The 24,602-nt window shown below is 38.8% G+C and carries 18 protein-coding genes, 1 tRNA gene and 4 pseudogenes; 8 read left to right on the forward strand and 15 right to left on the reverse strand.

The window, feature by feature from the left end:
• Positions 1-16: 16 nt before the first annotated feature.
• From KV40_RS09210 to KV40_RS34850, 3 genes are all read right to left on the reverse strand, one after another.
• A complete protein-coding gene (locus KV40_RS09210) occupies positions 17-1,759 on the reverse strand; it encodes an ATP-binding protein (RefSeq protein ID WP_036480158.1) in 1,743 nt (580 codons plus the stop codon).
• A 21-nt stretch (positions 1,760-1,780) separates the two neighbouring features.
• On the reverse strand, positions 1,781-2,572 hold the full coding sequence (locus tag KV40_RS32040) for a hypothetical protein (protein WP_052055499.1): 792 nt from the start codon (positions 2,570-2,572) through the stop codon (positions 1,781-1,783).
• A gap of 72 nt (positions 2,573-2,644) precedes the next feature.
• Positions 2,645-2,794 (reverse strand): hypothetical protein, encoded by a 150-nt coding sequence (locus tag KV40_RS34850; protein WP_156113998.1) that lies wholly within the window; start codon positions 2,792-2,794, stop codon positions 2,645-2,647.
• Positions 2,795-2,966: 172 nt separating this feature from the next.
• Here KV40_RS34850 and KV40_RS09220 point away from each other — a divergent pair.
• From KV40_RS09220 to KV40_RS09230, 3 genes and pseudogenes are all read left to right on the forward strand, one after another.
• Positions 2,967-4,681, forward strand: a pseudogene (locus tag KV40_RS09220) (Mu transposase C-terminal domain-containing protein).
• A gap of 2 nt (positions 4,682-4,683) precedes the next feature.
• The gene (locus tag KV40_RS09225; protein ID WP_253274205.1) at positions 4,684-5,583 is read left to right on the forward strand and encodes a TniB family NTP-binding protein; all 900 of its coding nucleotides are present in this window, start codon (positions 4,684-4,686) and stop codon (positions 5,581-5,583) included.
• The gene (locus KV40_RS09230) at positions 5,583-6,080 is read left to right on the forward strand and encodes a TniQ family protein (protein ID WP_036480160.1); all 498 of its coding nucleotides are present in this window, start codon (positions 5,583-5,585) and stop codon (positions 6,078-6,080) included. The genes KV40_RS09225 and KV40_RS09230 overlap by 1 nt, the downstream gene beginning before the upstream one ends.
• A 42-nt stretch (positions 6,081-6,122) precedes the next feature.
• On the opposite strand, the gene KV40_RS09235 is transcribed toward KV40_RS09230, so the two are convergent.
• The 7 genes and pseudogenes from KV40_RS09235 to hsdR all read right to left on the reverse strand — a co-directional run bounded on the left by KV40_RS09235 (position 6,123) and on the right by hsdR (position 14,371).
• The gene (locus KV40_RS09235) at positions 6,123-7,634 is read right to left on the reverse strand and encodes an ATP-binding protein (RefSeq protein ID WP_216595574.1); all 1,512 of its coding nucleotides are present in this window, start codon (positions 7,632-7,634) and stop codon (positions 6,123-6,125) included.
• 129 nt (positions 7,635-7,763) lie between these two features.
• On the reverse strand, positions 7,764-8,003 hold the full coding sequence (locus tag KV40_RS36165; RefSeq protein WP_216595575.1) for a helix-turn-helix domain-containing protein: 240 nt from the start codon (positions 8,001-8,003) through the stop codon (positions 7,764-7,766).
• 253 nt (positions 8,004-8,256) lie between these two features.
• Positions 8,257-9,054, reverse strand: a pseudogene (locus KV40_RS33295) (restriction endonuclease subunit S); the annotation flags it as partial.
• Positions 9,055-9,120: 66 nt separating this feature from the next.
• Complete coding sequence (locus tag KV40_RS34130; protein ID WP_156113999.1) at positions 9,121-9,435, reverse strand: hypothetical protein; 315 nt, start codon at positions 9,433-9,435, stop codon at positions 9,121-9,123.
• Between the two features lie 16 nt (positions 9,436-9,451).
• The gene (locus KV40_RS09245; RefSeq protein WP_036480162.1) at positions 9,452-9,700 is read right to left on the reverse strand and encodes a DUF433 domain-containing protein; all 249 of its coding nucleotides are present in this window, start codon (positions 9,698-9,700) and stop codon (positions 9,452-9,454) included.
• Positions 9,697-11,544, reverse strand: a pseudogene (locus KV40_RS09250) (N-6 DNA methylase). The gene KV40_RS09245 and the pseudogene KV40_RS09250 overlap by 4 nt, the downstream one beginning before the upstream one ends.
• A 4-nt stretch (positions 11,545-11,548) precedes the next feature.
• Positions 11,549-14,371: an EcoAI/FtnUII family type I restriction enzme subunit R gene (gene hsdR, locus KV40_RS09255; RefSeq protein WP_081942816.1), complete on the reverse strand. Its 2,823-nt coding sequence runs from the start codon at positions 14,369-14,371 to the stop codon at positions 11,549-11,551.
• Between the two features lie 194 nt (positions 14,372-14,565).
• Between hsdR and cas12k the strand changes: the two are divergent.
• Positions 14,566-16,482, forward strand: a pseudogene (gene cas12k / locus KV40_RS36180) (type V CRISPR-associated protein Cas12k).
• 1,000 nt (positions 16,483-17,482) lie between these two features.
• On the opposite strand, the gene KV40_RS09265 reads toward cas12k, so the two are convergent.
• Positions 17,483-17,554, reverse strand: a tRNA-Asn gene (locus KV40_RS09265).
• 180 nt (positions 17,555-17,734) lie between these two features.
• Here KV40_RS09265 and KV40_RS09270 point away from each other — a divergent pair.
• Positions 17,735-18,220: a hypothetical protein gene (locus KV40_RS09270; protein ID WP_036480164.1), complete on the forward strand. Its 486-nt coding sequence runs from the start codon at positions 17,735-17,737 to the stop codon at positions 18,218-18,220.
• On the opposite strand, the gene rimM is transcribed toward KV40_RS09270, so the two are convergent.
• Both rimM and KV40_RS09280 read right to left on the reverse strand, forming a co-directional pair.
• Positions 18,217-18,870 carry a ribosome maturation factor RimM gene (gene rimM, locus KV40_RS09275; RefSeq protein WP_253274206.1) on the reverse strand — a complete coding sequence of 218 codons (654 nt, stop codon included), beginning with the start codon at positions 18,868-18,870 and terminating at the stop codon, positions 18,217-18,219. The genes KV40_RS09270 and rimM overlap by 4 nt on opposite strands.
• Positions 18,871-18,928: 58 nt before the next feature.
• Positions 18,929-20,191 (reverse strand): valine--pyruvate transaminase, encoded by a 1,263-nt coding sequence (locus KV40_RS09280; RefSeq protein ID WP_036480168.1) that lies wholly within the window; start codon positions 20,189-20,191, stop codon positions 18,929-18,931.
• 216 nt (positions 20,192-20,407) lie between these two features.
• Here KV40_RS09280 and KV40_RS09285 point away from each other — a divergent pair, with 216 nt between their 5' ends.
• Positions 20,408-20,938 carry a GNAT family N-acetyltransferase gene (locus KV40_RS09285; RefSeq protein WP_036480170.1) on the forward strand — a complete coding sequence of 177 codons (531 nt, stop codon included), beginning with the start codon at positions 20,408-20,410 and terminating at the stop codon, positions 20,936-20,938.
• An 84-nt stretch (positions 20,939-21,022) separates the two neighbouring features.
• Here KV40_RS09285 and KV40_RS09290 read toward each other — a convergent pair whose 3' ends face one another.
• Together KV40_RS09290 and KV40_RS09295 are read right to left on the reverse strand one after the other, a co-directional pair.
• On the reverse strand, positions 21,023-21,697 hold the full coding sequence (locus tag KV40_RS09290) for a DUF4335 domain-containing protein (protein ID WP_036480172.1): 675 nt from the start codon (positions 21,695-21,697) through the stop codon (positions 21,023-21,025).
• A 1-nt stretch (position 21,698) separates the two neighbouring features.
• Positions 21,699-22,328, reverse strand: a complete 630-nt coding sequence (locus tag KV40_RS09295) for a DUF3038 domain-containing protein (RefSeq protein ID WP_036480174.1) — start codon at positions 22,326-22,328, stop codon at positions 21,699-21,701.
• A gap of 129 nt (positions 22,329-22,457) precedes the next feature.
• On the opposite strand from KV40_RS09295, the gene KV40_RS09300 reads away from it, so the two are divergent.
• Positions 22,458-22,976, forward strand: a complete 519-nt coding sequence (locus tag KV40_RS09300) for an adenine phosphoribosyltransferase (protein WP_036480176.1) — start codon at positions 22,458-22,460, stop codon at positions 22,974-22,976.
• Between the two features lie 79 nt (positions 22,977-23,055).
• Positions 23,056-23,934, forward strand: coding sequence for an NAD(P)-dependent oxidoreductase (locus KV40_RS09305; protein ID WP_036480178.1), 879 nt, complete (start codon positions 23,056-23,058; stop codon positions 23,932-23,934).
• Positions 23,935-24,602 lie beyond the last annotated feature (668 nt).

A 24,602-nucleotide genomic window follows, 5' to 3' on the forward strand; every position in this document is an offset into this window, starting at 1 on the left:
AATAGCAAAAATGTAATTAAAAACGATCGAGGTCAGCTTCTATTTCGGCAATTTCTGCTTGAGAAAGACTGACTTCACTTTGACGAGTCGCATAAGCAGGAAAAGGAAAATTCACTAATAACGGTGCGGGAACTTCAGGCTGATGAATAAACATACTTCCCGACTTTAATAAAAGCGATCGCTTGCGACAGGCTTCCGTAAGAAAGTTATACTCTGGTCTTTCTGCCTCAGCAGAATCTAATCTGCCAACGACGCGAATTGAAGCTTGTCCGACAACTCTTCGTTCTACCTCTGAAGCCGTTTGCTGTGCGCCAACCAGAATGATTCCCAAAGAACGTCCTCGTTCGGCAATTTCTACCAACAAATTTTTAATCGGACTGCGTCCTTCACGGGGAGCATATTTATTGAGTTCATCTAAGACGATAAAGACAATAGGGTCTTGTCCTCGTTTTTCTTTCTCGGTAAAAAGCTTTTGCAACAGTATGCTAACGACAAACTTTTGGGCTTTTCCGCCTAGTTTGTTGATGTCTACGACTGAAAGTTGATATGCTGCATCGAGAGGATCGAGTCGGCAATCTGCCATGTCTTTGGGCGATAAATCTCCCCGAATTAAATGACTCATTTCGCTTTTGATTCCCCAAAGCCGACGAATTAAAGCTTCAGCCGTAGCACCTGCATTGCGTCCGAGCCAACTTCTGTCCTCGACTTCCAATAACTTGTACTCTAGAAAATCAATTAGATCGCTAAAAGTTTCAATATTTAGCTTGTTGTTATTTCCATAAGCTTCATCAGCAACTAAATTAGTCCCTGATTCGCGATTGTTTTTTCGATCCTCTTTATCATTATCCAGTGCTAATTTAGCTAGTTTTTCGGTAACTCCAGCCACTAAAAATCCTAAATTTCCTCTTTCTAAATCCTCACCTGCAAACAAAAAACTAAACAGGCGATCGCGGCATAATTCTCGTAGACTCCAAAGATAAACTTTAATATCGTCTTGTCTTCGATCCAAATGAGGTGAAAGATCGGGAGAAAATTTACGCGGTGCGGCACAGAAACGAGCATCCTTAAAAGGTTCTATAGGAATCCCTAAAGTCTGATAATCATTACGAGCCTCATCTTTCAGACAGCTATTTGCTTTATCTAGAAAAAATAAATCCTCTCCTTTAACGTTAAAAATTAAGGCTTTAGTATTGGCTTTACGATTGCCTAAAGCCGCAGAATTAAAAATAGCATGAAGTAAAAAAAGTGCGTACGAAGTTTTGGTAGCTACACCAGAAACGCCTGAAATATTTATATGTGCGCCTTTTTCGCCGTTAATAAACTCGAAATTTAAATAGGCAGGTCGTCCATTTCGCATCAATCCAGCAGGAATTGGTTTTTCCATGCCATCGAAATACAAAGCTTTCTTCAAGTCTTCGTTTTCAGCTAAATATACCGTATCTCCTGGTTGTGGCGGTAGATATTCTTCTGGTTCGATACGAGTTACTCGAACGTGAGCGGCATAAGAAATATTTACGGGTAAGCGTCCTTGAGTAACTAAAAACGTATCGGTATCAAACTGCGTACCTTCATAAAGAGTGCGAACATAATCCACTACTCCATAAAAATGAATAATTTTATTTGGCTCGCCAGGACGATAAGTTTGTAGTTCGATCGCGTCATCAAGTCTGAGTACGCGATTGGGAATAACAGCAACCCAAAATTCTAAAGGGGTTGATTCTTGAGTACCGAGAACGTATCCGACAGATGTTTTAGTCATAGAAAAATCGATAATAGTAAATTAATCAATCAAAAAATTACGTAGGCGACGCTCGATCGTTTTGCGATCGCCCATATATCTGCCTAATTGCTTTTCCAATCCCGATACTGGAGTAAGGTTTTGGGGAGCGCGAGGATCGCGAACGGGATGGGAAGCATATTGAGGAATGAGTACGGTACTAAGATTGGCGATCTCTATAGCTTTTTCTATGGGAACTTCACTATACAAATCCAGACGAACAATGCCATGTAAATCGTGATAGCCAAGTTTTTTGGGAACGATATTTTGTTCTCCAGAACGCAAGTACCAACTCCAATGGGATTTAAACTTTTCTGGTTTGCCTACTGCAAAAATAGGTGTACGTTCGCCTAGCCCTAAATGCCAAAGTATTGATGCTGCATCTTCTGTAAGATATTGCCGACCCATCGTTTTGACATAACCGAGCGTTAACCCAGGAGATTTATAAGAGCCATACAACAAAGGTCCATCGCGAATAACTAGTATGTCAGGATGATTATATTTTTCGGCTAATCTTGCTTCAGCTTTTAGCATTGCTTTTTGTATTGAAGAAAGAGCAGCTTGAGGACTATTTTCGGTGCAGTTCAAACAAAGATCGTAGGTAAGAGTTGCCTGACTGCCAAAAGGACAAGGAATATGAGTAACGGGAGAAGTTAGATCTCCACAAAGCGCGATCGCTCGCTGTACAATAGGTTCAACACAGGTAGCGCGGCAAGCGAGGCGATCGACTGCTACTGCACCTACAGCTAAAGTAGCAAAAGCACCATAGAGAACTTCGTTGTCTTTGCGTCCCAAAAATCGAGAATCCAGACGAAGGCGACCGTCGATGAAGAGAATTTTGTCTGGTATTTTTGCAAATTTATCTAACTAAATGGCTGTCCATTCATGGGTTTCTACGGTGAGATCGATCCGTTCGGGCTGTGTACATTCTAGATTAGTCAGATTAATCGGACTGTCATATTCGGTCGCCCAAGGTTCTACACGAATTCGATAATTACTCCAGAAATTTTCAGACATTAATCTTCAAATACTAGCTCTGTTGAATATTTTGAAGCCGCAAGTGATATCTACTAACTAATTACCTTAACTTTTGCTTAACTCAAAATAACAGCGAAAGATTACGCAAATCTGTTGACAATAGCTATCGTCTATAAAATAATAACATAATGTTTTTATTTAACAATTTAAGTTGACGAACGACAAAAATAGCGATCGCTATATAATTCCAACAGAGTTTGATGAAGAAATTAAGCGCAAAATGGAAATCATTGAGAGCTTGATGGAACCCTGTAATCGCAAGACTTACAGCAAGAAACTCAAAAAAGCAGCAAAGAAGCTTGGTAAATCCAAAAAAACAGTACAAAGACTAGTCCAAAGATGGAAAGAGGAGGGAATAGCAGGATTAAAAACTGGCGAAAGAAATGATAAAGGTCAACACCGCATATCTCAAGAGTGGCAGGACTTTATCTTTAATACCTTTCGGGAAGGAAATAAAGGTAGTAGAAAAATGTCTCGCAAGCAAGTAGCGGTGAGAGTTAAAAATAAGGCACAAGAATTAGGTGTAAAAAAATACCCGAATTGCCGAACTGTATATCGCGTATTGCAACCCTTAATCGAAGCTCGAGAATCCAAACCCAAGATTCGTTCTGTAGGCTGGCGAGGCTCTAGTCTATCAGTCAAAACTCGCGACGGAAACTACATTGGTGTGGAATACAGCAATCACGTTTGGCAGTGCGACCATACAAAGGTGGATATTCTGCTGGTCGATAAATTTGGAGATTTGGTGGATCGCCCTTGGCTAACTACTGTTATAGATACTTATTCGCGTTGTATTATTGGCATTCGTTTGGGTTTTGATGCACCTAGTTCTCCAGTAGTAGCTTTGGCTTTGCGTCATGCGATATTGCCTAAAAATTATAGTCCTGAATATGGTCTTAATTGTGAGTGGGGAACTTATGGAAAGCCAGAATACTTTTTTACAGATGGAGGTAAAGATTTTCGTTCCAATCATTTGAGGCAGATTGGAGTTCAGTTAGGCTTTACTTGCGAACTGAGAAATCGCCCTTCAGAAGGCGGTATCGTAGAGCGTCCTTTTGGAACCTTTAATACTGAATTGTTTTCTACTCTTCCTGGCTATACAGGTTCCAATGTCCAAGAACGTCCCAAAGAAGCCGAAAAAGATGCCTGTCTGACTCTAAGAGAATTAGAAAAATTATTCGTTCGCTATATCGTCGATAACTACAATCAAAGAATCGACGCTAGATTGGGCGACCAAACTCGATATCAACGTTGGGAAGCAGGATTATTATCTACTCCTCATTTGATGAGCGATCGCGAATTGGATATTTGTCTGATGAAGCAATCAACTCCGTTGATTCGACGTTGCTCCGCAACGGCGGATTGCCAAAGGCAATCAATCGTTCTATCTATCGAGATGGCTATATTCGCTTCGAGAATTTAATTTACAAAGGCGAAAATTTAGCTGGTTATGCTGGAGAGCAAATAGCTTTACGTTACGATCCCAGCGATATTACTCAAGTTCTAGTTTATCGAAGAGAGCAGGGAAAAGATATCTTTCTAGCTAGAGCTTTTGCTCAAGATTTAGAAACTGAAACACTATCCCTAGAAGATATTAAAGCTACTAACAAAAAAATTCGCGACAAAGGTAAATCCATAAGCAATCACTCGATTTTGGAAGAAGTTAAAGAGCGAGATCTTTTTGTTGCCAAGAAAACAACCAAAAAAGAGAAACGCAAGCAAGAGCAATTTGAGTTCGATGAAGGCAAAGTTTCAACTCGGGTAATTGAAACAGAATCAGAGATTGAAGAAACAACCACGTACGTAGAACCAGAACCAGTGGAAATTTTGGATTACGAAGACGCAATGGACGAATTTGGATGGTAACTATGGCTAAATCTAATGAAGATCGAGACGATTACAAAGAAGAAAATAGTCGGTATAAAAACTCAAGTGACAAAGATCAAGCTCAAGAATATGCGGATGATTTGGGAAAAATAGAACTCCCAAACGAGTCTATCCAAAAAGAAATCGCTCGACTGAGATGTAAAAATATTGTTCTACTGCAACAGGTTGAACATTTACATAATTGGTTGGAAGGAAAAAGAAAATCCCGTCAGTCTTGTCGTATTGTGGGGGAATCTCGTACTGGTAAAACTATCGCTTGTGAGTCATACAAATTGAGACACAAGCCAAAACAAGAAACAGGAAAACCGCCAATTGTCCCTGTAATCAATATTCAACCCCCTCAAGAATGTGGTTCGAGAGATTTGTTTGCTCTAATTATTGAACATTTAAAGTACAAGGTTGTCAAAGGAACAGTCGGAGAAATTAGAAATAGAACTCTAAAAGTTTTGGAAAGATGCCAGGTTGAAATGCTAATTATTGACGAAGCAGACCGCCTAAGACCAAAAACTTTTGCTGATGTTAGAGACATTTTCGATAATTTAGGGATTTCTGTAGTTTTAGTGGGAACAGATCGTTTGGACGCAGTAGTGAAGCGAGACGAACAAGTTCACAATCGTTTTCGAGCTTGTCATCGCTTTGGCAAATTATCTGGGGTTGAATTTCAAAAGACAGTAACTCTTTGGGAAAGGAACGTTTTGAAACTTCCTGTAGCCTCGAACCTGAGTAGTAAAGCTATGCTCAAAGTTTTAGCACCAGCAACTGGGGGTTATATTGGTTTGCTAGATATGATTCTGCGAGAGTCTGCTGTTAGAGCTTTAGAAAAAGGTTTGAAGAAAATCGATCTAGCAACTTTGAAAGAGGTAGCGGGAGAGTATAAGTAATGGCAGAACTTCAGTCTTGGCTGTTTCAATTGGAACCTTATGAGGGAGAAAGTCTCAGCCATTTTTTGGGTAGATTTCGACGAGAGAATAATTTTACTACTTCTGTTTTAGGTCAAGAAGCAGGAATTGGTGCAGTAATTTCACGCTGGGAAAGACTTTATCACAATCCTTTTCCACCCCAGGAAGATTTAAAAGCACTAGCTAAAGTTGTTAAAGTAGACGTTAATCGCTTGAGAAAGATGCTACCACCAAAAGGTATTGGTATGAAGCATCAGCCAATTCGCCTCTGTGCAGCTTGTTATGTTGAATCACCTTGTCATCGCATTGAATGGCAGTTTAAGCAGACAGACAGATGTGAGAAACATCAGCTTAGGTTGTTATCGGAGTGTCCTAATTGTAAAGCTAAATTTTCTATTCCTGCTTTATGGGCAAATGGCTGGTGCAGCAGGTGTTTTTTGACTTTTGCTGAAATGGTGCAGTATCAAAAATCTGTTTAATTGTATTAAAGCGATCGCTGTTTTGAATAATGCGATCGCATTTTATTTTTTTGTTCGATAGGCTTGTTCGGGATGACTTGGTTTGTCGGGGTATCTTAATTCTATAAGTCCTTCTTCTACCATCTTTTTAAGAAATCGAGTTCTAAGCGTAGAATTAGTGCGATCGAGTATTACTTCTAATTGTTGCAGGGTTAAAAATCTCTCTTTGCACACCTCTAAAATAGCTTGTCGCATTACATCTGCTGAAACTTTTCTTTTCTCTCTGACAGGTCTTGCGATCGCCTTTAGTTTTTCCAAATCATCAGAGTTTTCACTTAAATGATCGGAGTTAACTGGCAAATGATCGGAGTTAACTGGCAAATGATCGGAGTTAACTGGCAAATGATCGGAGCTACTTACAGAAACTTGAATATTTTGATTCAATAGTAATGCTTTAGAAATATCTAAAGTGGGCAAACAATAGTAAGTGCCACGACCATGACCGTATTTTTGCAACCAACGATTCTCTACTAAATATTTCAGGCGATCGCCAATATCTCTAGGGTGTTTTTGGCTAAAACCTTGGATACCATTATTGCTAATTTCCCCAAAACGATGTGCTAACAATAAAATAATCCGATCTAACTCCTGGAGATAGCGATAATTATCCCCAACAAGTTTGCGTAATTCCTGTTCTATGTCTTCAGGAATGAAACTAACCATTGGTAGAGCAACTTTGGTAATGTTGAGATCTATATTTTCAGAAATAAAAGGTCTAAACCATTGTTGTTCTCGCCAAGCTCGCAAAATTTTAGGAAATCCAGAACCAGCTTGTTCTCCTAAACCAATCATTTTAAACATTTTTAATAAATTAGGATTACGAGGATCGCTTACACCTCCGTCGTAAAGCAGATCGATAGGAATCCTTAAACGACCTGGATTAGAAAGCTCGAATCTGTCTTTAAATTTTAAAATCGTTATTGGGCGAGAAGATAAATGATCGGCATGGATTAACGTATTAACCAAGGCTTCTCTTAGTGCTTCATGAACATGAGTCTCATCTTTACGCATGGCATCTCGATCGAGAATAAAAGGTACGTCCAAATCTTGTACGAGCCTTCCATAAACACGATAGTAAAAATTAAATAAATTTCCTTCCCATTTGCCATCTAAGGTAACTCTATATGTCCAACGTTCTTCTGGATCGTTAGATAATCTTTCTTGGTAATCCAAGTGGTAATGAGAGAAAAAATCTTGAATACTTAATTCAAGACCAAACATTAGTAATCCAGCAGCTGTTAGCCCTTCTTTTGTTGTATTGCGATCGCGTTTCCATCCTCCTAACTTACACAGTAAATCTCGATCGTTCAATGCCAACCAAGGATGATCGGGTTGTCTAGAACTGAATCTTTGACGATAAGCTTTGATTGTTTCTACATCGAGATCGCTAAAGTCAAAATTTTCCAAAATTTGAGAATCTTGGGGTTCACTGTTAGCATCCCGCAACATTTGGCGAACTTCATCTTCTGTACAAGGATAATCTCCTTCATAGTTACGTTTATAAGTCCCTGTCATGGGATTGTTATTAATGTAAATAGGACGCTGAGTACGAGTTGCTTGAGGAACTTTAATAACGATTAGAGATTTATTCTCTATTGTTTCAATAGTTATGTCAGACTCGTTACAAATAGGGATGTTGAGTTTTTAAGGATTATTGTGATTGTCCCAAAATTCTTTAAGTTGTTTTTTTGAATTGTTAACACCGAGGATTTGAAATCTGCCTTTTTTCTCTGCAACACCAAGAACGACATAACCTCCTTCTGTATTGGCAAAAGCTGAAATACTTTTCCAAGCGTCTTTTGGTACGTTATCTTCAGCCCTTTTGCATTCAAAATCTTGACTTTCACCAATATCGAGTTTTTCTAGGAGGGTTTCTAAATCCATTTGGAAAAAATAGCGATCGCACTTCAACAACAATCTACAAGCAACTACTATTTATAACTCACCTCTAAGAACATTATGTCAATTTCTGCGTTTGTGGATAATCGCTAGCGAAAAGAGCTAAATATAGTGTTCTTATTTCATCACCGTGAGATAAGGCGAATATTTTGATTTCTTATTTCACATATAGCCTATTTTGTGAAATAAGACTTGTCATAAGTGCGATCGCTTTTCTCTAAATCCTCACAAAGCGCGATTACAAAGTTAGCCGAAGACATCGCTTGTCAAGACATAGCTCACCTTTGAATGCTTTATCTAAAATAGAAGGAAGCAGTGCATCTAGTTCTTGTAATACTTTTTCTCGCGAATTTTTTGCATTATCGACTTTCGCTTTTAAGTTATCAAACCAAAGTATCTTGTCATATGACGGAACTGGCACTTGAATATTATCCAATGCTTTGAGTCCAAGAGTTCTATTCCTTCCTGCTCCTCCAGGCGAAGCATTTCCCAAATCTTCTAGACCTTTTGAAGTTAGAAAATGAAAGCATAAAAAGCTAGAAGAAGATAAACCTTGTTTGGGTACACAAGTTAAGAATCTGTGTGAACCAAATCTTCCGCTATCTTTTGGTTGTGCTACAGCTACTGCACCTTCCCAAGCAAAAACAATCTGAAACAATAAATCGTTATTTTCGATTCGATACAGTTTTTTTGTTCCAACTTCTAATCCTGTCAAAGCAGGTTTATGAAAACTACCTTTACCAAAGCTTCTTATTCCTAATTCTGGATAGCTTTCTAAAGGATCTATTTCAACTTTTCTTCTTATTAATGGCGCAACTTTATTCATAGGTAAATAATCTGCACCTTCTATGATGTTTTGATAAACGCTGAGTAAAAGTCGCTCTAGTTTTTCGATTGCATCTTTTCTTAACGATCGCGCTTCTTCTATCTTCTCCGCCAACTCCTCAACCTTCGCCACTATTCGCCGTTGTTCTTCTAATAGTGGTAATGGAATTTTAATCTCTAAAAATTTCTCTGGACGGATTCTATTTTTACCACTTGTACCCCTTGATTTTTCATCGCATTGTTCCCAACAAGACTTTGTTTTGGTAAACCAATAAAATCAGCGTGGTTCTAAATTGTCTAAATCTGGTTTAAAACTGGGAAATTCATTAGATACATAACATCCAGATAGATGAGAAGGAATAACAGTAACACTTCCATTTCTTGCCCATATTTTATTGACTATGATATCGTTCGTTTCGGTTCTGGATAGTTTTTTGTATTTAATTTGACTTCCATCTATTGATTCTCTTTGGTAAGCTCCTTCACCCCAAAGTCTTACTCCAATTTGTTTATAAAGTTTACCAGGAATTGGTGCTTCTGATCTTTCTACTGGTTTGACAATATCTTTTAACGAAATTAATGAAATTCCCATATCTACCAAAAACTTTTTATGCAGTAATTTCAAACGGATAAACACTTTCTCTTGTCAACAAAGCTGCATATTGCAAAGATTGTTTAATATCGTCTAGTTCTAAATCGGGATATTCTTCTAAGATTTCCTCGAAAGGTTTACCGTTTGCTACTAAATTAAGAATTAAAGAAACGGGAATATGCATACCGCGAATACAAGCTTGTCCTGCCATAATGCGAGGGTTAAAGGTAATACGGTCTAAATTTGCAAGATGATAATTATTCATTGTTCGTTAATAATTGAATTAATTTCATTCATTATTTCCGCTACTCGCCGATCCTTTTCTAAAATATCGGCTAATAACTGTTCTGGTGGTAAATGTTCGAGATCTTGTCCCGAATTGGGATTTTTGCGATCTAGATTATAAATTGCCCAGTAAATAGCATCGCCTTTGGTTTGTTCTTCTTTGGCGATGTCTCTTTGTTGTTTTTCTTCGGTTTGTAATTGTTTAATATCTTGCGCGATCGCTTTGATTTGAGTTTTAATTTCTTTTTGTTCTCTTTTGGGTGTGAAATCAAGAATAGTACTTTCTAAGTATTTGATTTTATCTTCTAACTCTTTAACTTGTTTGAGACATTTATCGGCTGTTGCTGATGCTTGTTTGACTGCATCTTTGTGAATGTTAGATTCGGCGATCGCTTTTTCCTTAGCTGCTTTAAAATTATATTTCCAAGCCTGTTCGTTTTCTTGGCGATTATTCCACCACTCAATACAATCAACAAAAGCATCATCTTGAATGGGTTTGGTTTTGGTGTAGTTTTTTCTGCCTTCTGGTAAGGGTATCTCGTAGTACCAAATCTCCTCAGTAGGTTGAGAGGAATCAAAGAATAGTAAATTGGTGGGAATCTTAGTATAGGGTTCAAATACGCCGTTAGGTAAGCGCACAATGGTATGAAGGTTAAAGTCTTTGAGTAAGTCTTCTTTGATTTTGGCGCAGACACCATCCCCAAATAGAACGCCGTTAGGAAATACTACCCCTGCTTTTCCTATATGGTTATCTTTTTGCAGCTTCCGCATAATTAACTGCAAGAATAGCAGGGCAGTTTCTTTAGTTTGTTTGTCGCTAGGGAAATTGTTTTTAATTCTGTCTTCTTCCTCTCCCCCAAAAGGTGGGTTAGTCAGGATAATATCTACCCTGTCTTTAATTCCCATCTCGGAAAGACTAAACCGCAAACTATTACCGTCATCGATATCGGGATATTCAAACCCGTGTAGCAACAGGTTCATGTGCGCCAGCATTAAAGGTAACGATTTGGCTTCCCCACCGATAATGCTTTTCTGTAAAATTTGCCAATCGGTAGCAGTAGATTGTTTTTTGAGATATTCGTAAGCTTCGACTAAAAATCCACCCGTACCACAAGCAGGATCGAGAATAGTTTCTCCTAGCTTCGGTGCAATTACCTCCACCATAAAGCGAATTACAGGACGTGGCGTATAAAATTCTCCCGAATCTCCCGCAGCATCGCGCATTTCCTTTAACATTGATTCGTAAAGAAGGCTGAGAATATTGACTTCTTCCGATCTGTTGAAATGAATTTCGTTTATCTTGCTAAGAACATCGAATAACAATGTTCCGCTAATCATGCGGTTATTGACATCTTTAAATACTTTAGCAATGACATCGGCGCGATCGCGTCCTGTTTTACTTTTGAGACTGCGAAGATAAGCCAGTAACCCCAAACCCTTTGTTCCATCTGGTAAATCCGCCTCATCGTTGTTGATAAAGTTTTTTAGGCGATCGCCACTAAAGTTTTCATTAGCAGCCCAATACGGCGCATCTGCGCCATCGTCTCCGAAGGAGACTGGTGATGCTTCGCATCACGTCCAGCGATAGGGGGCTTTAATAGTAGGTTTATAAGTATCCCCTGCTAATTCTGCTTCATCTTCCCGTAGCTTTTCCGCATCGTCTAACAGCTTGAGAAACATAATCCAAGTTAATTGAGGAAGGCGATCTAACTCCCCATTTAAACCCTTATCTTTCCGCATAATATCCCGTGCGGATTTAATAACGCTTCCTAATTTTTGGGCGGTAGTAACTGATTTGGTAGTTTGTTTCTTTCTCGTTGCCATTTAATTATGCAGAGTATAAAAGGTTTTGCAGTTGATATACGGCTTCTTTTAGCTGGGGAATACCACCAAATTTTTCTGCTATTTCCCGCACGTTGCCATAAGATTCAAATTCGCGGTTAGCTTTAAAGGTAGTAGGCATCTCTAATTCTTTTACTCCATATTCGGCGTATTTATTCAGAAGAATTTCTAAAATCTCCCGCGCATCTTCGCCATATTGTTCAAAAAAGTCCTTCTTACGACGTTTTAAGCGTTCTACTCGTTGCTTGTAAGTTAAAACTGGCGCATCAAAAGCAATATGACAAATTAGATCGAAGGGATCGGCTTCTGGTTGGTTGGCAACTTTCTGCAACTCTTCAAAATCGATTCCTTTTTCCTCTAACAACTCAATCACTTGCGATCGCCTATCTGGATCTGCCCATTTTTGCTGTATTTCTAAAGTAGAACGATAGAGAATACGGACTTGTTCTTTGGTATAGTCAATGAGTTTAGATAGTTTTAATTGATTCTCTGCATCAGGATCGTAGATTTGTTCCTCAACGATTTCTTCTGTTCCGCCATCTACATAGTATTTGCGAGGTAATTCTTCTTCATCTGATGGTAAACCTCTAAAACCAGATTCTTCTGTATCTTCTTGTTCTTGTTCCTCTGTTTCTGGTTCAATTGCTTTTCCCTCATCATCGATTTCTGTCTCCTCAACTAAAGCTGGTTCGCCGTCAAAATCAGGGTCTTCAAACAGAACGGTGCTTTTAGTGTAGTCGATGATATTAAAGGATATTTTGTCGTATTCTTCTCTCACTCTAGTTCCTCTGCCAATTATCTGTTTAAAATCAGACATCGAACGAATTACACGAGCAAGCACGATATTTTTACAGGTAGGAATATCGACTCCTGTAGTTAATAACTTAGATGTCACCGCAATAATATGGGTTTTATCCTCGACATCTTTAAAATCATCTAAATGTCCTTTACCCACAACCCCAGCATCAGATGTAATGCGAGTAATGTAATCGGCATTGTCTTTAGTAATATCTGTATTGAGATTCCGTAATGCTTTAATCATTGCCTTGACGTGTTCTTCGTCTACACAAAAGACAATGGTTTTAGCGTATCTATCCGTAGCTTTGAGAAAATCTGTCAGGTGTTGGGCGATCGCTTTAGTTCTGGCTTCCCTAACTAGTCTTTGTTCAAAATCGGGAGTTAGATATGCCTCATTGGGAATAGTCCTACCATAGCAGTCTAGTTGTCCTTCACTCGGTCGCCATCCATCTTTATCCGAACGAGTCGTAACGCGATAAACTCGATATGGTGCTAAAAAACCATCCTCAATCCCTTCTTTTAGAGAATAAGTATATAAAGGATTGCCGAAATAACGATAGGTATCGACATTATCATTTCGTAGGGGCGTAGCAGTTAACCCCAACTGATAGGCAGGTTCAAAATACTCTAAAATACTACGCCAGCTACTCTCACTCTTCGCGCTACCGCGATGACACTCATCCACAATAATTAAATCGAAGTAATCGGGACTATATTCTTTATACAGTCCAGGGCGAAAATTATCTTCAGCGATCGCCTGATAAATTGCAAAATAAATATCTCGTCCTTTCTTAGCTTCTCTTTGAATTTTATAAATTTTATCCTCCTCAAAAGCCGCGAAATCCTTATTCATCGGATCGTCTACTAAGATATTGCGATCGGCTAGAAATAAGATTCTCGGCGGACGGGGTTCAAAAATTGTATTCCATTTCATCCCTGTAAGCATCCAGCAAATCTGAAAAGCTACCGAAGTTTTACCCGTACCCGTCGCCATTGTTAGTAGCAGCCTTTTTTGACCTTTAATAATTGCTGAAACAGCAGCATAAATAGCATTTCGTTGGTAGTAACGAGGTTTTTTACCAGGAGTGGGGAACATCGAAGTAACTAACTTTTCTGCTACTTCAGTCTTTATTTGTTCGTCTGCCTCCCCAGTTAATCGCAACCAAAGCTGACTCGGAGTAGGAAATGTCTCTATTACATCAGACTGTTTTCCTGTAATGAAATCAAATTCTACAATTCCCTTTCCGTTAGTAGAGTAGGCAAACTTGACCCCTAACAACTTGGCATAATCGATCGCTTTTTCTAATCCCTCGTCGGGAGTTTTGTGTTTTCTCTTTGCTTCTACTACTGCGATTGGAAATTCACTCTTATACAACAGCAAGTAATCAACAAACTTTCTTTTCCCCCGTCGCTTCCTTTTTGACTGAATCTTACCAGCAGTAAAGTAATACTGTTCTGTATAATCATGAGGTTCACTTTCCCAGAGAGCTTCCCTCAGCTTCGGTTCGACATATTTACGGCAAGTATTAGTTTCATTACTTATGCTGGCAAACTTTTTATTTTCTAATTCCTCTACTTGCTCTATTTTTCCCATATTTGCCAGTTTCTGACGCAATCTGCGGTGAATGCGCTCTAACCATAAAGGAATCACGGGTTGACCCGATTTGACAGACGCGATCGCATCGGAAAAATTGAACTCAGCAAATGTCAGTGTTTCGTCAGTCAAGTTACGAGAAATTGCAAATTTTCTAGTCTGTGTCGGTTTAAAAAACTCTGGTTCTTCTTTTTTGACAGCTTCCAATCCAGCAACGGCTTCTTGAAACTCCAAACCAGCAGATAGTAAATACTCCATTACTGCCAAAGATACCAAGTCATCTTCAGTATAAAAAACACTGCGTCCTTTTCCTGTGGCATCTACCGTAGGAACAACCACTTCTTTTTCTCGCCAATACTGTAACTGTCGCAGAGTACAGCCCGTAATTTTGGCTGCTTCCTTGCTGGTAAAAAACATTTACTTTACTATCTAATGTCTGTTGGAGTCTGAGATATCCATCTTATTGCCTAAAATAATTCTAAAAAATTTTGTTACATAAATTTTTATCTCCGCAAGAAAACAATATGTTATTATCAAACGTATGAGCCAGATTACTATCCAATGTTACTTAATTGCCTCTGAATCTACCCGCAAACTTATGTGGGATATTAATGGCTGAGAAAAACACACCGTTAATCAATGAGATACTATGGCAAATAAACAATCATCCAGACTTTGACCAATGGCAGTCTGATGGAAAATTGCCTGGAAGTTTAGTTGGCGATTTATGCAAATCTCTGAAGAACGATCCGCTTTATGCAGGACAACCATCTCGGTTTTATCTGTCTGTAACCAAGTTAGTTAATTACATTTACAAATCCTGGCTCAAACTGCAGCAACGCAAACAGCGCCAACTTGAAGGAGAAGAACGTTGGTTATTGATGCTCAAAAGTGATACCGAGTTAATCAAAGAGTGCGAATGCAGTCTCGATGTTTTGCGAACTAGAGCCAAAGAAATTTTAAGCAATATAGAAACTAAGATAGAAAAAGCTAAGAAAAAGCCCAACGAAAAAGTACCAAAAAAGTCATCGCTTCTGTTCGAGCTATACGACGAATTTGAAGAGCAAGATGTTCTTACTCGTTCGGCAATATGTTACTTACTTAAAAACGGTAGCCAACTATCCAAGCCAAATAAAGTTGAAGACAAAAAGAAATTTGCTCGGCGTCGTCGTAAAGTAGTCATTAAAATTGAAAGACTGAAAGAACAAATAGAAGGTAGTCGTCCTCATGGAAGAGATTTAACGAGCGAACAGTAGTTAGAAACTCTAATGATTGCTGCAACTACTGTTCCCAAAGACAATAAAGAAGCTCGTATTTGGCAAGATAAACTTTTAACCAAACCCAAATCTCTACCTTTCCCGATAACTTTTGAAACCAATGAAGATTTGAAGTGGTCGAGTATTGATAAACGGTTTTTGATTTGGCTAATATTCTTTTTTAGCATTAAAAATCAATTTGGATTTTCACTATTATTTTTGCGCTTATCTTCTTATCTCAATAGTCAACGCGACCGCTTATTTGTCAAATTCAATGGATTGAGTCAACATAGATTCCAAATATACTGCGATCGCAGGCAGCTATATTGGTTTCAACGCTTCTTAGAAGACCAACAAATTAAGAAAGAAGGCAAAAATAGTCACTCAAGCGGTTTGTTTATCCTTCGTTCGGCACAACTATCTTGGAGAGAAGATAAGAAAAAAAATACGGGCAAACCTTGGAATGACAATCGCCTAGTTTTATTCTGTACTGTAGATACCAGATTTTGGTCGGCAGAAGGAACACAAGTAGCTAGAGAAGAAAAAAGGGCTAAAATTCTTAAGACCATCGATAACATGAAGAAAAAAGGCGAGTTAACTGCTAATCAGCAAGCCTTTGTTCAAAAAAAACACACTACATTAGCTAAACTACACAATTTATTCCCTCGTCCATCTCGTAAACTCTACCAAGGCAAAGAAAATATAGTTCTTGGTGTAGCGATGGGTTTGTCAAAGCCAGCTACAGTCGCTATTGTTGATGGCAATACAGGTAAGGCGATCGCCTTTCGTAGCATCAAACAATTATTGGGCAAAAACTACAGATTACTCAATCGCCAAAGACAACAGAAGCAAGCTTTATCTCGCCTGCGTCATAAAGCCCAAAAACGGGCATCTGATAACCAAAAAGGCGAATCTAACTTAGGTGAATATGTAGATCGATTGATTGCTAAAGCCATTGTGAAATTAGCCAAAGAGTATCAAGCAAGCGCGATCGCCGTTCCGAAAATTGAAGATATGAGAGAAATTGTTCAAAGTGAAATCAAAGCTAAAGCAGAGGCTAAAATTCCTGGCTATGAAGAAGGACAAAAGAAATATGCCAAGCAGTATCGAATCAACATTCATAACTGGAGTTACGGTAGATTAATTGAAAACATTACGAATCAAGCTAGTAAATCAGGTATTGCGATCGCCGAAGTCAAACAATCCGTACGCGGTAGTCCAATGAAAAATGCTTTAAGCATAGCGATCGCGTTTTATAATAAAAACACTTAATTTTTATCTCTGTGAACCTCGAAAATTACATAATCTTCAACAGTGCCGCAGTTCATGTTTTAAACCTCTGAACTGTGAAAAATGTGGGTTAGTTTGATTATTGAAAGATAATCCTGCTTTCTGACCCTAGTAGCTGCTCACCCTGATGCTGCTGTCTACAAACAGGAATAAGGCGCACTCCCAGCAAAAAGGGCGCGGGTCTACTGCTGTAGTGGCTACTGAATCATCCTCGATCGAGGGGAAATCCTTTCTCACGCTTGGTTTGAGGCTTTGGGAATCGGCTTTTTTAACGAGTCGTACCGCGCAAACTTCAAAACCATTATTATGTATAGATTGTGGCTATTTTTCAAGTCAAGTATTTTTGACACCTATGACTGAAATGGACTTTTTATCTTGGTACCGCGCAAGTTGCGATCGAAAGGACTGCTGTATCAAGCTTTTAAGTTGCCGCTGTCGCAATTTACTTTTAGCGATGAAATGGATTGAAAGCTGTTTTGACTAAGTCCAGGTTGACCGAGTCGCCATTGTCGCAATCTACTTTTAGCTATGAGCGATCGCAGCAACACAATTCAGTTGTTTTATTAAATAAATACCTAGTTATCAACAATTAAAAAAAATCGCGCCGCAGTTCATGCTTTGAAAAGCCTCTGTGCTGCGAAAAATGTGGGTTAGTTTGATTGTCTAAAGACGATCTTGCTTTCTGACCCTGGTAACTACTCGCCCCGATGCTGTTTCTAATTCAATTAGAAAGAATAAGGTGCGCTCCCAGCAATAGGGGTATGGGTTTACTATAGTAGTGGTTGCTGAATCACCTTCGAGCAAGAAGGATTTTTGCTTATTTGATTGACATTTAGTCAAGTTGAGTAACTAAAATTTGAAAGAATCGATTGGTTGTAGGAACTGAATGGTTCAACGACAAATTATTTGTCAAGACGACAATAATTTGACAACGGTGACAAATAATGTGGCAATCGACAAGGACAAAGCCAGTTAAATTTAACTCCCCAGGTAGGATTTGAACCTACGACCAATCGATTAACAGTCGACCGCTCTGCCGCTGAGCTACTGAGGATTGCTACAGACACTAGAGTTCATGATAGCCAAAAAGAAATTTTTTGACAAGTATTCTGAAAAATATTCTATATTTCCCAATTAGCTAGATCTTAAGGATATCCTAGAAACGAGTGGATAAATATTGAATCGACCGAATAATAGCATCAGTTGTATAGTATTCTCGTTTAAATTGTAAGTAATGCTAGTAAATCGTCATCAAAACGTATACCTATCGTTTATTTCTACCGATCTACCTATATGGCATGTTGTTGAAACTACTGCTGCTTTGTATCATCAAGATGGCGATTGCTTTCGTTTGTTGTTGGACAGACAAAATTTACCTTATTCTACTTTTGCTAATGCACACACTAAAGAGAAAGTTAATGGCAATCGCCCGAAAGGAATATTTTGGCTGGAAATTTCGCCCTACCGAGTTATTCTGACTATGCAGGGAGATCGATGTACTAGCTATCGACACTTTTGGGAAAAAGGAATTTATGGAGTAAGTAGGTATTGCCTGAATGCCAAACCGCCAGAAGCGAGTAGTTCTATGAAGCTACGTAACTACACTCGAAAGCTAATTTTAAAAGCCGATCCCTATCCTACAAGTTTGCAAATCGAGTATGAACTATGGTCGGCAACAGTCAACTTGGGTTCTTATATTCTATATATTGATATAGATTAACTGCGATTGATTTCCAGCAAACCAGGAGGAGGTAAAATTTCCAGTCGCTTGTTTTTAAGATCTACTACTGGAACTATCTCTTTAACAAAAGGAATAAAAACCGTTACGGGCTTGCTAGCTTTAGCTTTTGGTCTCTTACGTTTGCTTTTACGACTGATTGAAGAGTTGTCTTTCACAGGTAGCTCTTGTTTATCTGGTTGCCGATGTAGCTTTACTTCTAGTATATCGTTACCCGCCGTATACATCTCTACCGTTACACCAATATTTTCTCCAGTGGTGCGATCGTACACTTCTAAATCGATAAGATCGGCAACATGATATTCATCAGGTGCTAATGCTGGTTTACCTCTTTTATCTGCTAAGAATAAAGACTGACGTAACTCTTCAGCGCGATCGCGGTTATCAATTCCTGCTAGTTTGATTACATAAAGATTTTTTTTAGCAACTCGTCCCTTTAATAACTCCACTTCTGTAATTTCTTGAGTTTGAGGATGCTGCAACCAACGAATTCCTGGGTTGATGAATCGTTCGGGAAAGTCAGAGTCAGCATATACTTTCAACTCTCCTTTGATTCCCTGTGGTGAAACAATCGTTCCTACTTTAATTAAGTTTTCGCTTATTAATGGCTCATCATTCATTATCTCTGTCATTTCATTTATCATTTAGCATTTAGCAATTAACAATGTTTAATGTTCAACGATCGGTCATTCATCTATAGCTAGCTTCGGTTACTGCTGCCAGTCGCTTCATGGCGGTGACTATCTCGGCTTCTGTTGCGGTAAGACTGAGACGCAGACATTGGTGTTTGTGCTGCCAGTCCGTTTGTAAGCCAGGAAAAAAGCTATTTCCAGGTACGGCAATTACTCCTACCTGTTTGAGCCGTTGATAGAACTCCCAGTCGGTTATGGGTAAATCTTTTAACCACAGCCAGGCAAAAATTGCCCCTTCTCCACGATGCAAAAACCAGGGTAGACTTTGAGGCATTGCCTTATCTAAGGTTGCTTCGAGCAGTTCTAGTTTACGTTGGTAGTGAGTACGAATTACTTTCTGAGATAGTTCTGCCAGTCTACCAGAAGCAATAGCTAACGCTGCGATCGCCTGTCCGTAACGAGGAGAATGAATACAGGCATTAGTTTGAAAAGATTCCAAAATCTGAATTAGCTGCGGATCGCCGATTGCCACCCCAACTCTTTCTCCAGGTAATCCCGCTTTAGATAAGCTCAAACAGTGAATGATATTTTCGCCAAAGCGAGGAGACATAGCAGTAAAGTTAAGAGCGGGATAAGGCGTAGCGTAAGCAGAATCAATTAGTACGGGAACATCATTCACGGCAGCCATAGCCGCGATTTTATCTACTTCTTCATCGCTCAAAACATTACCAGTGGGATTACAGGGACGAGAAAAGATGACACAGCCAGTTTCAGAGGTAATTTGCAGCTGGCTAAAATCGGGGCGATATTTAAAACGATGTAGACTATCTTCAATGTCTAATTTTGGTTTGTAGGCTACTAAGGCTTCGGGTGTCAGAGTAACGCCTCCATAACCCGTATAGTCGGGACTTAGTGGTAAAACAACCTGTTTTAATTTGCCATCTGTGTAGCCACCAAAAGCATTAGCTGCATAAAAATATAAACTCTGAGAACCAGGAGTAATCAATATATGGCGATCGCTCAGGTTCAAATTATAGCGAGCATTAAAATCGTTTTTGACAGCTTCAATCAGTTGGGGGTATCCCTGAGAAGAGCCGTAACGACAGACAACTTCGCCGTATTCTTTACTGGCTAATAGTTCTTGAGTACATTCGCGCCATAATTGTTCTACTTCTGGGAGTATTACGGGATTACCAGCACTGAGGTTAATAAATTCTCTGTCGCCACTATTTCTCAAAGTTTCGATAATATCTTTCATAATCGCCCTGACTCCCGTAAGTTGGGACATTTGCTTACCGAATTGAGATAGAGTGGGGTTCATAGTCGAGAAAAAAGGTAAAGAATAAAACGAGAATCGCGACGATATTAAAATGTTTGTTTATAAATTTTAAACTACTAAGTAATTAGACAGAATTGTAAACGGCAAACAAATACTACCAAAACTGCTTCTATTGTGTCTTCCGAACGAAACTGCTTTGAATCTGGGGTTCAAAATTTTTGGTAATTCTCGATATTGCTTCCTCTCCAAATTTATTTTATGACACTCATCTTAGAAACTTCACGACTAATTCTCAAACCACTTCTAAAGTCTGATTTCGACTTACTTCACAAGATACTTGTCGATCCCTATGTCAGAAAATACCTCTGCGACGACACAATATTTTCTGTGGGGCAAATCCAAGCAATGTTGCAAAAGAGTCAAGAACTTTTTGAGCGAGAAAAATTTGGTCTTTGGTCGATTGCAAACAAAACCAAATTAGAAATTATTGGTTTTGTCGGCTTGTGGTACTTCTTTGAAGAAGCTCAACCTCAATTAATTTATGCCTTATTGCCTAAAGCCACTAAAAAAGGTTATGCGACAGAAGCCGCCGCCAGAATATTAGATTATAGCTTTGTCAAACTTGGATACAATTATTTGGTCGTCAGTTGCGATCGCCCCAACCTCGAATCTCAACAAGTCGCGACAAGATTGGGAATGAAACAACTAGAAGCAAGAATGATAGACGGAAAACCTACTTTATTTTTCAGAATCGACAAAATTACATTTGCTAAAAACAATTGCACCTAAAAACTCAGAACATCGGTTGCTAAATGCTTCAAATGAGTAACTAAACGCCGTCTAAAAATATGTAATGTAACTTTTTTTATCATTTTATTCAGTTTCTTCCGAACTAGGATTAGCCGTTGGTGGTGCAGTTTGTGGATTTGTAGGTATAGTTTCTGTGGGAGTTGCTTCTAGTTCGGGTTCTCTTTCTCGTACTGTTGGAGGAGGAATTAGCCACAATACTGCGGCTGCTAATGCCAAACTAGCAACACCTACGACTGCGGGAGTTGCTCTGTCGGCAAATGGTTGTTCTGGCTTGCGGTAGCGTCTGCCTACAGAGTGGAGTTCTAGAGCCAGTTGTGGTAAGGTAGCGCGATCGCTGGCTAGCCGATCTATAGCATCGACAAGATCGAAAAACTCTACAGTAGTTAAATCGATCGCCGTAACAGCTTCACTACTTTCTGGTTGGGATTCTACAGTCAGTCGGTGTAAATTGTTTTCAGTTTGAGTAATTTTAACCTGGGGATATTCTGTCTCATTTTGAGGATGGGGTAAGCCACTTAGAAATTCTTGAGCATAGTTACTAACAGCTTGCACCAAGTTATTTAAAAATACGCTACCGCCACTGAGTTTTCGATCGGCACCGATAATACATTCAGCATTGACTAAGATTGCCATTGGCGATCGCCCGTCTAAGATATTTACTTTATCTTCGGAAACATCTTCCAATCCTTCTAGGATTAAAGAACAGTTGGGTAAATTGTATTGCCTTGTAATGCTCACTTTAAGCTACCTCTCCATCAAACAAACTGTACCAAACTCTCTCTATACCTCTAGTTCCCGTACAGAATAACAGCTTGCGTAATAAACTTAAAGCTAACTCGTTCAACTCTGCTTCCGAGCCTATGTACGCCGATACTTTAGCCCTTCTAGCATTCATCCGACTGCGAAAATGAGCGCGAAATCTGGCACAATATTCTGCCAGACGAAAATGATTTTCCAGAGGCAGTTGTTTGGCTCTCATTTGTTGTTCGGCAATTAATAACTGTCTGATTATGACTACTAACTCTTTAGCACGATAGTTAGCCAAAATCATCAAAGCTTTTGCTTCGTCCAAACTTAAAGAATCCCGCGTATAAGAACGTCGCCAGGGATTGCTACGGCGCAAACGCCAAAAGACTACTCTATTTTTAATAATTTCCTCAATTTTTAACTGTTTTGCCGTAGCTAACATCTTTTCAGAAGCCCCCAACTCTAGAGCCTCAATAGCTAATAAGAGTAGATCGATTTGTTGTTGGGTGTGAGGCGAACAACCACGCGCTGGCAGGGCAATATCGGGTAAGGAATTTAAAATTGCTGGTTCCTTAGCGATCGCTGGCTGAAAATCGGATGTTGTGCTTGCGGATTGACTCATTACTAAATAAAGTCCATATTCTAAATTAAATATTTCTTCTTAATCGAGGATAACAAATAGTTTCTGCTGCTATGATGCCATAGCGATGGCGATAAACATTGCCCTTAGTAGATTTATTGACTTTTATTTATGGAACTAAAATCTTTAATTCGCGATATTCCCGATTTTCCCCAACAGGGAATTATGTTTCGAGATATAACCACTTTGCTAAAAAATCCCCAGGGCTTACGCTACACCATCGATACTCTGACACAGAAATGCCGCGATCGCAATTTATTACCAGATTATATAGTCGGCATGGAATCAAGAGGTTTTGTTTTCGCTCCGCTTTTAGCCTATCAACTCAACGCGGGTTTTATTCCCGTACGCAAACCAGGTAAGCTTCCTGCCGCAGTTCATCATATCGAGTACGAATTAGAATACGGTACCGATAGGCTAGAAATACATCAAGATGCGCTTGAAGCTGGTGCAAAGGTACTAGTTGTTGACGATCTCATTGCTACGGGGGGAACCGCTAAAGCTACTGCCGAACTGTTAGCCAAAATGGGAGCAAAAATTTTAGGATTTGCTTTTGTAATCGAACTGACTGGTTTAAATGGCAGACAAATGTTACCAAATTTACCGATTATTAGCTTGATGGAGTATTAAAAAAATTAAAAGTCAAAAGCTTTAATTTATAATACTTTCAGATTTTTTTAACGGTTGCTTTATTCATCATTCATCATTTATGAAGAAGCTATTAGTTACTGGTGCGAGTGGTTTTTTGGGTTGGAATTTGTGTCAGGTGGCAAGAAAGTACTGGCAGGTATATGGAACCTATTTTTCTCATTTGGTAGAAATACCTGGAGTAAGTTTGACCGAAATAGATCTGAGGGATTATTCTAGCCTCCAGCAGTTGTTTGTTGCGACCGCACCAGATGCGGTTATCCATACTGCTGCCGCTTCTAAACCTAACTTTTGTCAAACCCATCCTTTAGAATCTTATTCAATTAACGTTGAGGCTTCGTTAAATGTTGCTCGCCTGTGTGCCAAGTTTAATATTCCCTGCGCTTTTACCTCTACAGATTTGGTTTTTGATGGTAAAAGTTCGTTTTATAAAGAAAGCGATCCTGTATCTCCAATTAGTTATTATGGCGAACAAAAAGTAGCAGCAGAACAAAAGATGCTAGCAATACATCCGCAAATAGCAGTTTGTCGGATGCCGTTGATGTTTGGTTTGGCTTCCCCCGTAGCTGGCAGTATGTTGCAGCCAATGGTAACAAATTTAAAAGCTGGAACAGAATTAAACTTATTTGTCGATGAATTTCGTACTCCCGCAAGCGCGACGACGGCAGCAAAAGGGCTGTTACTCGCGATCGAAAAACGAGTAACGGGTATTTTACATTTGGGAGGTAAAGAAAGAATCTCTCGCTATGACTTTGGCTTATTATTGGCAAATATTTTAAATTTGCCAGCGAGTTTAATTAAACCTGGAAAACAAGAAGATGTAACTATGGCTGCACCGCGATCGCCCGATACTTCTCTAGACAGCAGCAAGGCTTTTGTTCTTGGTTATCAACCGCTATCTTTACGCGAAGAGTTATTGAATTTAGTCGAACATCTTTAACTATAAATTGCTTACTGCGAATAAAGCCAGCGATTGACTATCTTAAGCATAGTTTTATCACCTAGCCCTTTGATTTTGCTAGCACTTCAAGTATACAGTTATCTAAATTAAATATTATTTAGATTAATATTGCCTGTGAAATCAAGCTACAGACATTGCTTTTAAACTTTTTTACTCTATGAACGGCTTTTTGACAAAAGAGTAAAACTGTTTTTTTACTCAAGATTACAAGATTAACTGTTTAGTTTCAGAAGTGAACACTACATAATCTTTAATAATTTCATTCAAAGTTTGCTTTTACTTCTAGGTTACAGCTTTAAATTTATTAAATATAGTCATAGTAATAAGTAATTAATAAATTTTAGGGATAAAACACAATTTTATACTTTAAAAAATGATACCGCCAGCATAAATTTTGATTGTGCTGCAAACACTGAAAACAAAATATAACAATTCTAGAAAAAGTAATTACCTCATATCATCGAGAATTGGTATAGGTAAGTTGAATTTATTTTGCTGGGAGTAAAATTGATGTCGATTTACTCGATTGATAGTCAGATTTTTTAAAATTAATTGCGATCGCTTTCTTACCAAACTTAAGAAAAAATTAATTCAAGTGAAATGCTCCCAAATCGTCAGCAAGATATTTAAGTTTTTTATACAATCTG

The sequence above is a fragment of the Myxosarcina sp. GI1 genome (genome assembly GCF_000756305.1).
Taxonomy (GTDB): Bacteria; Cyanobacteriota; Cyanobacteriia; order Cyanobacteriales; family Xenococcaceae; genus Myxosarcina.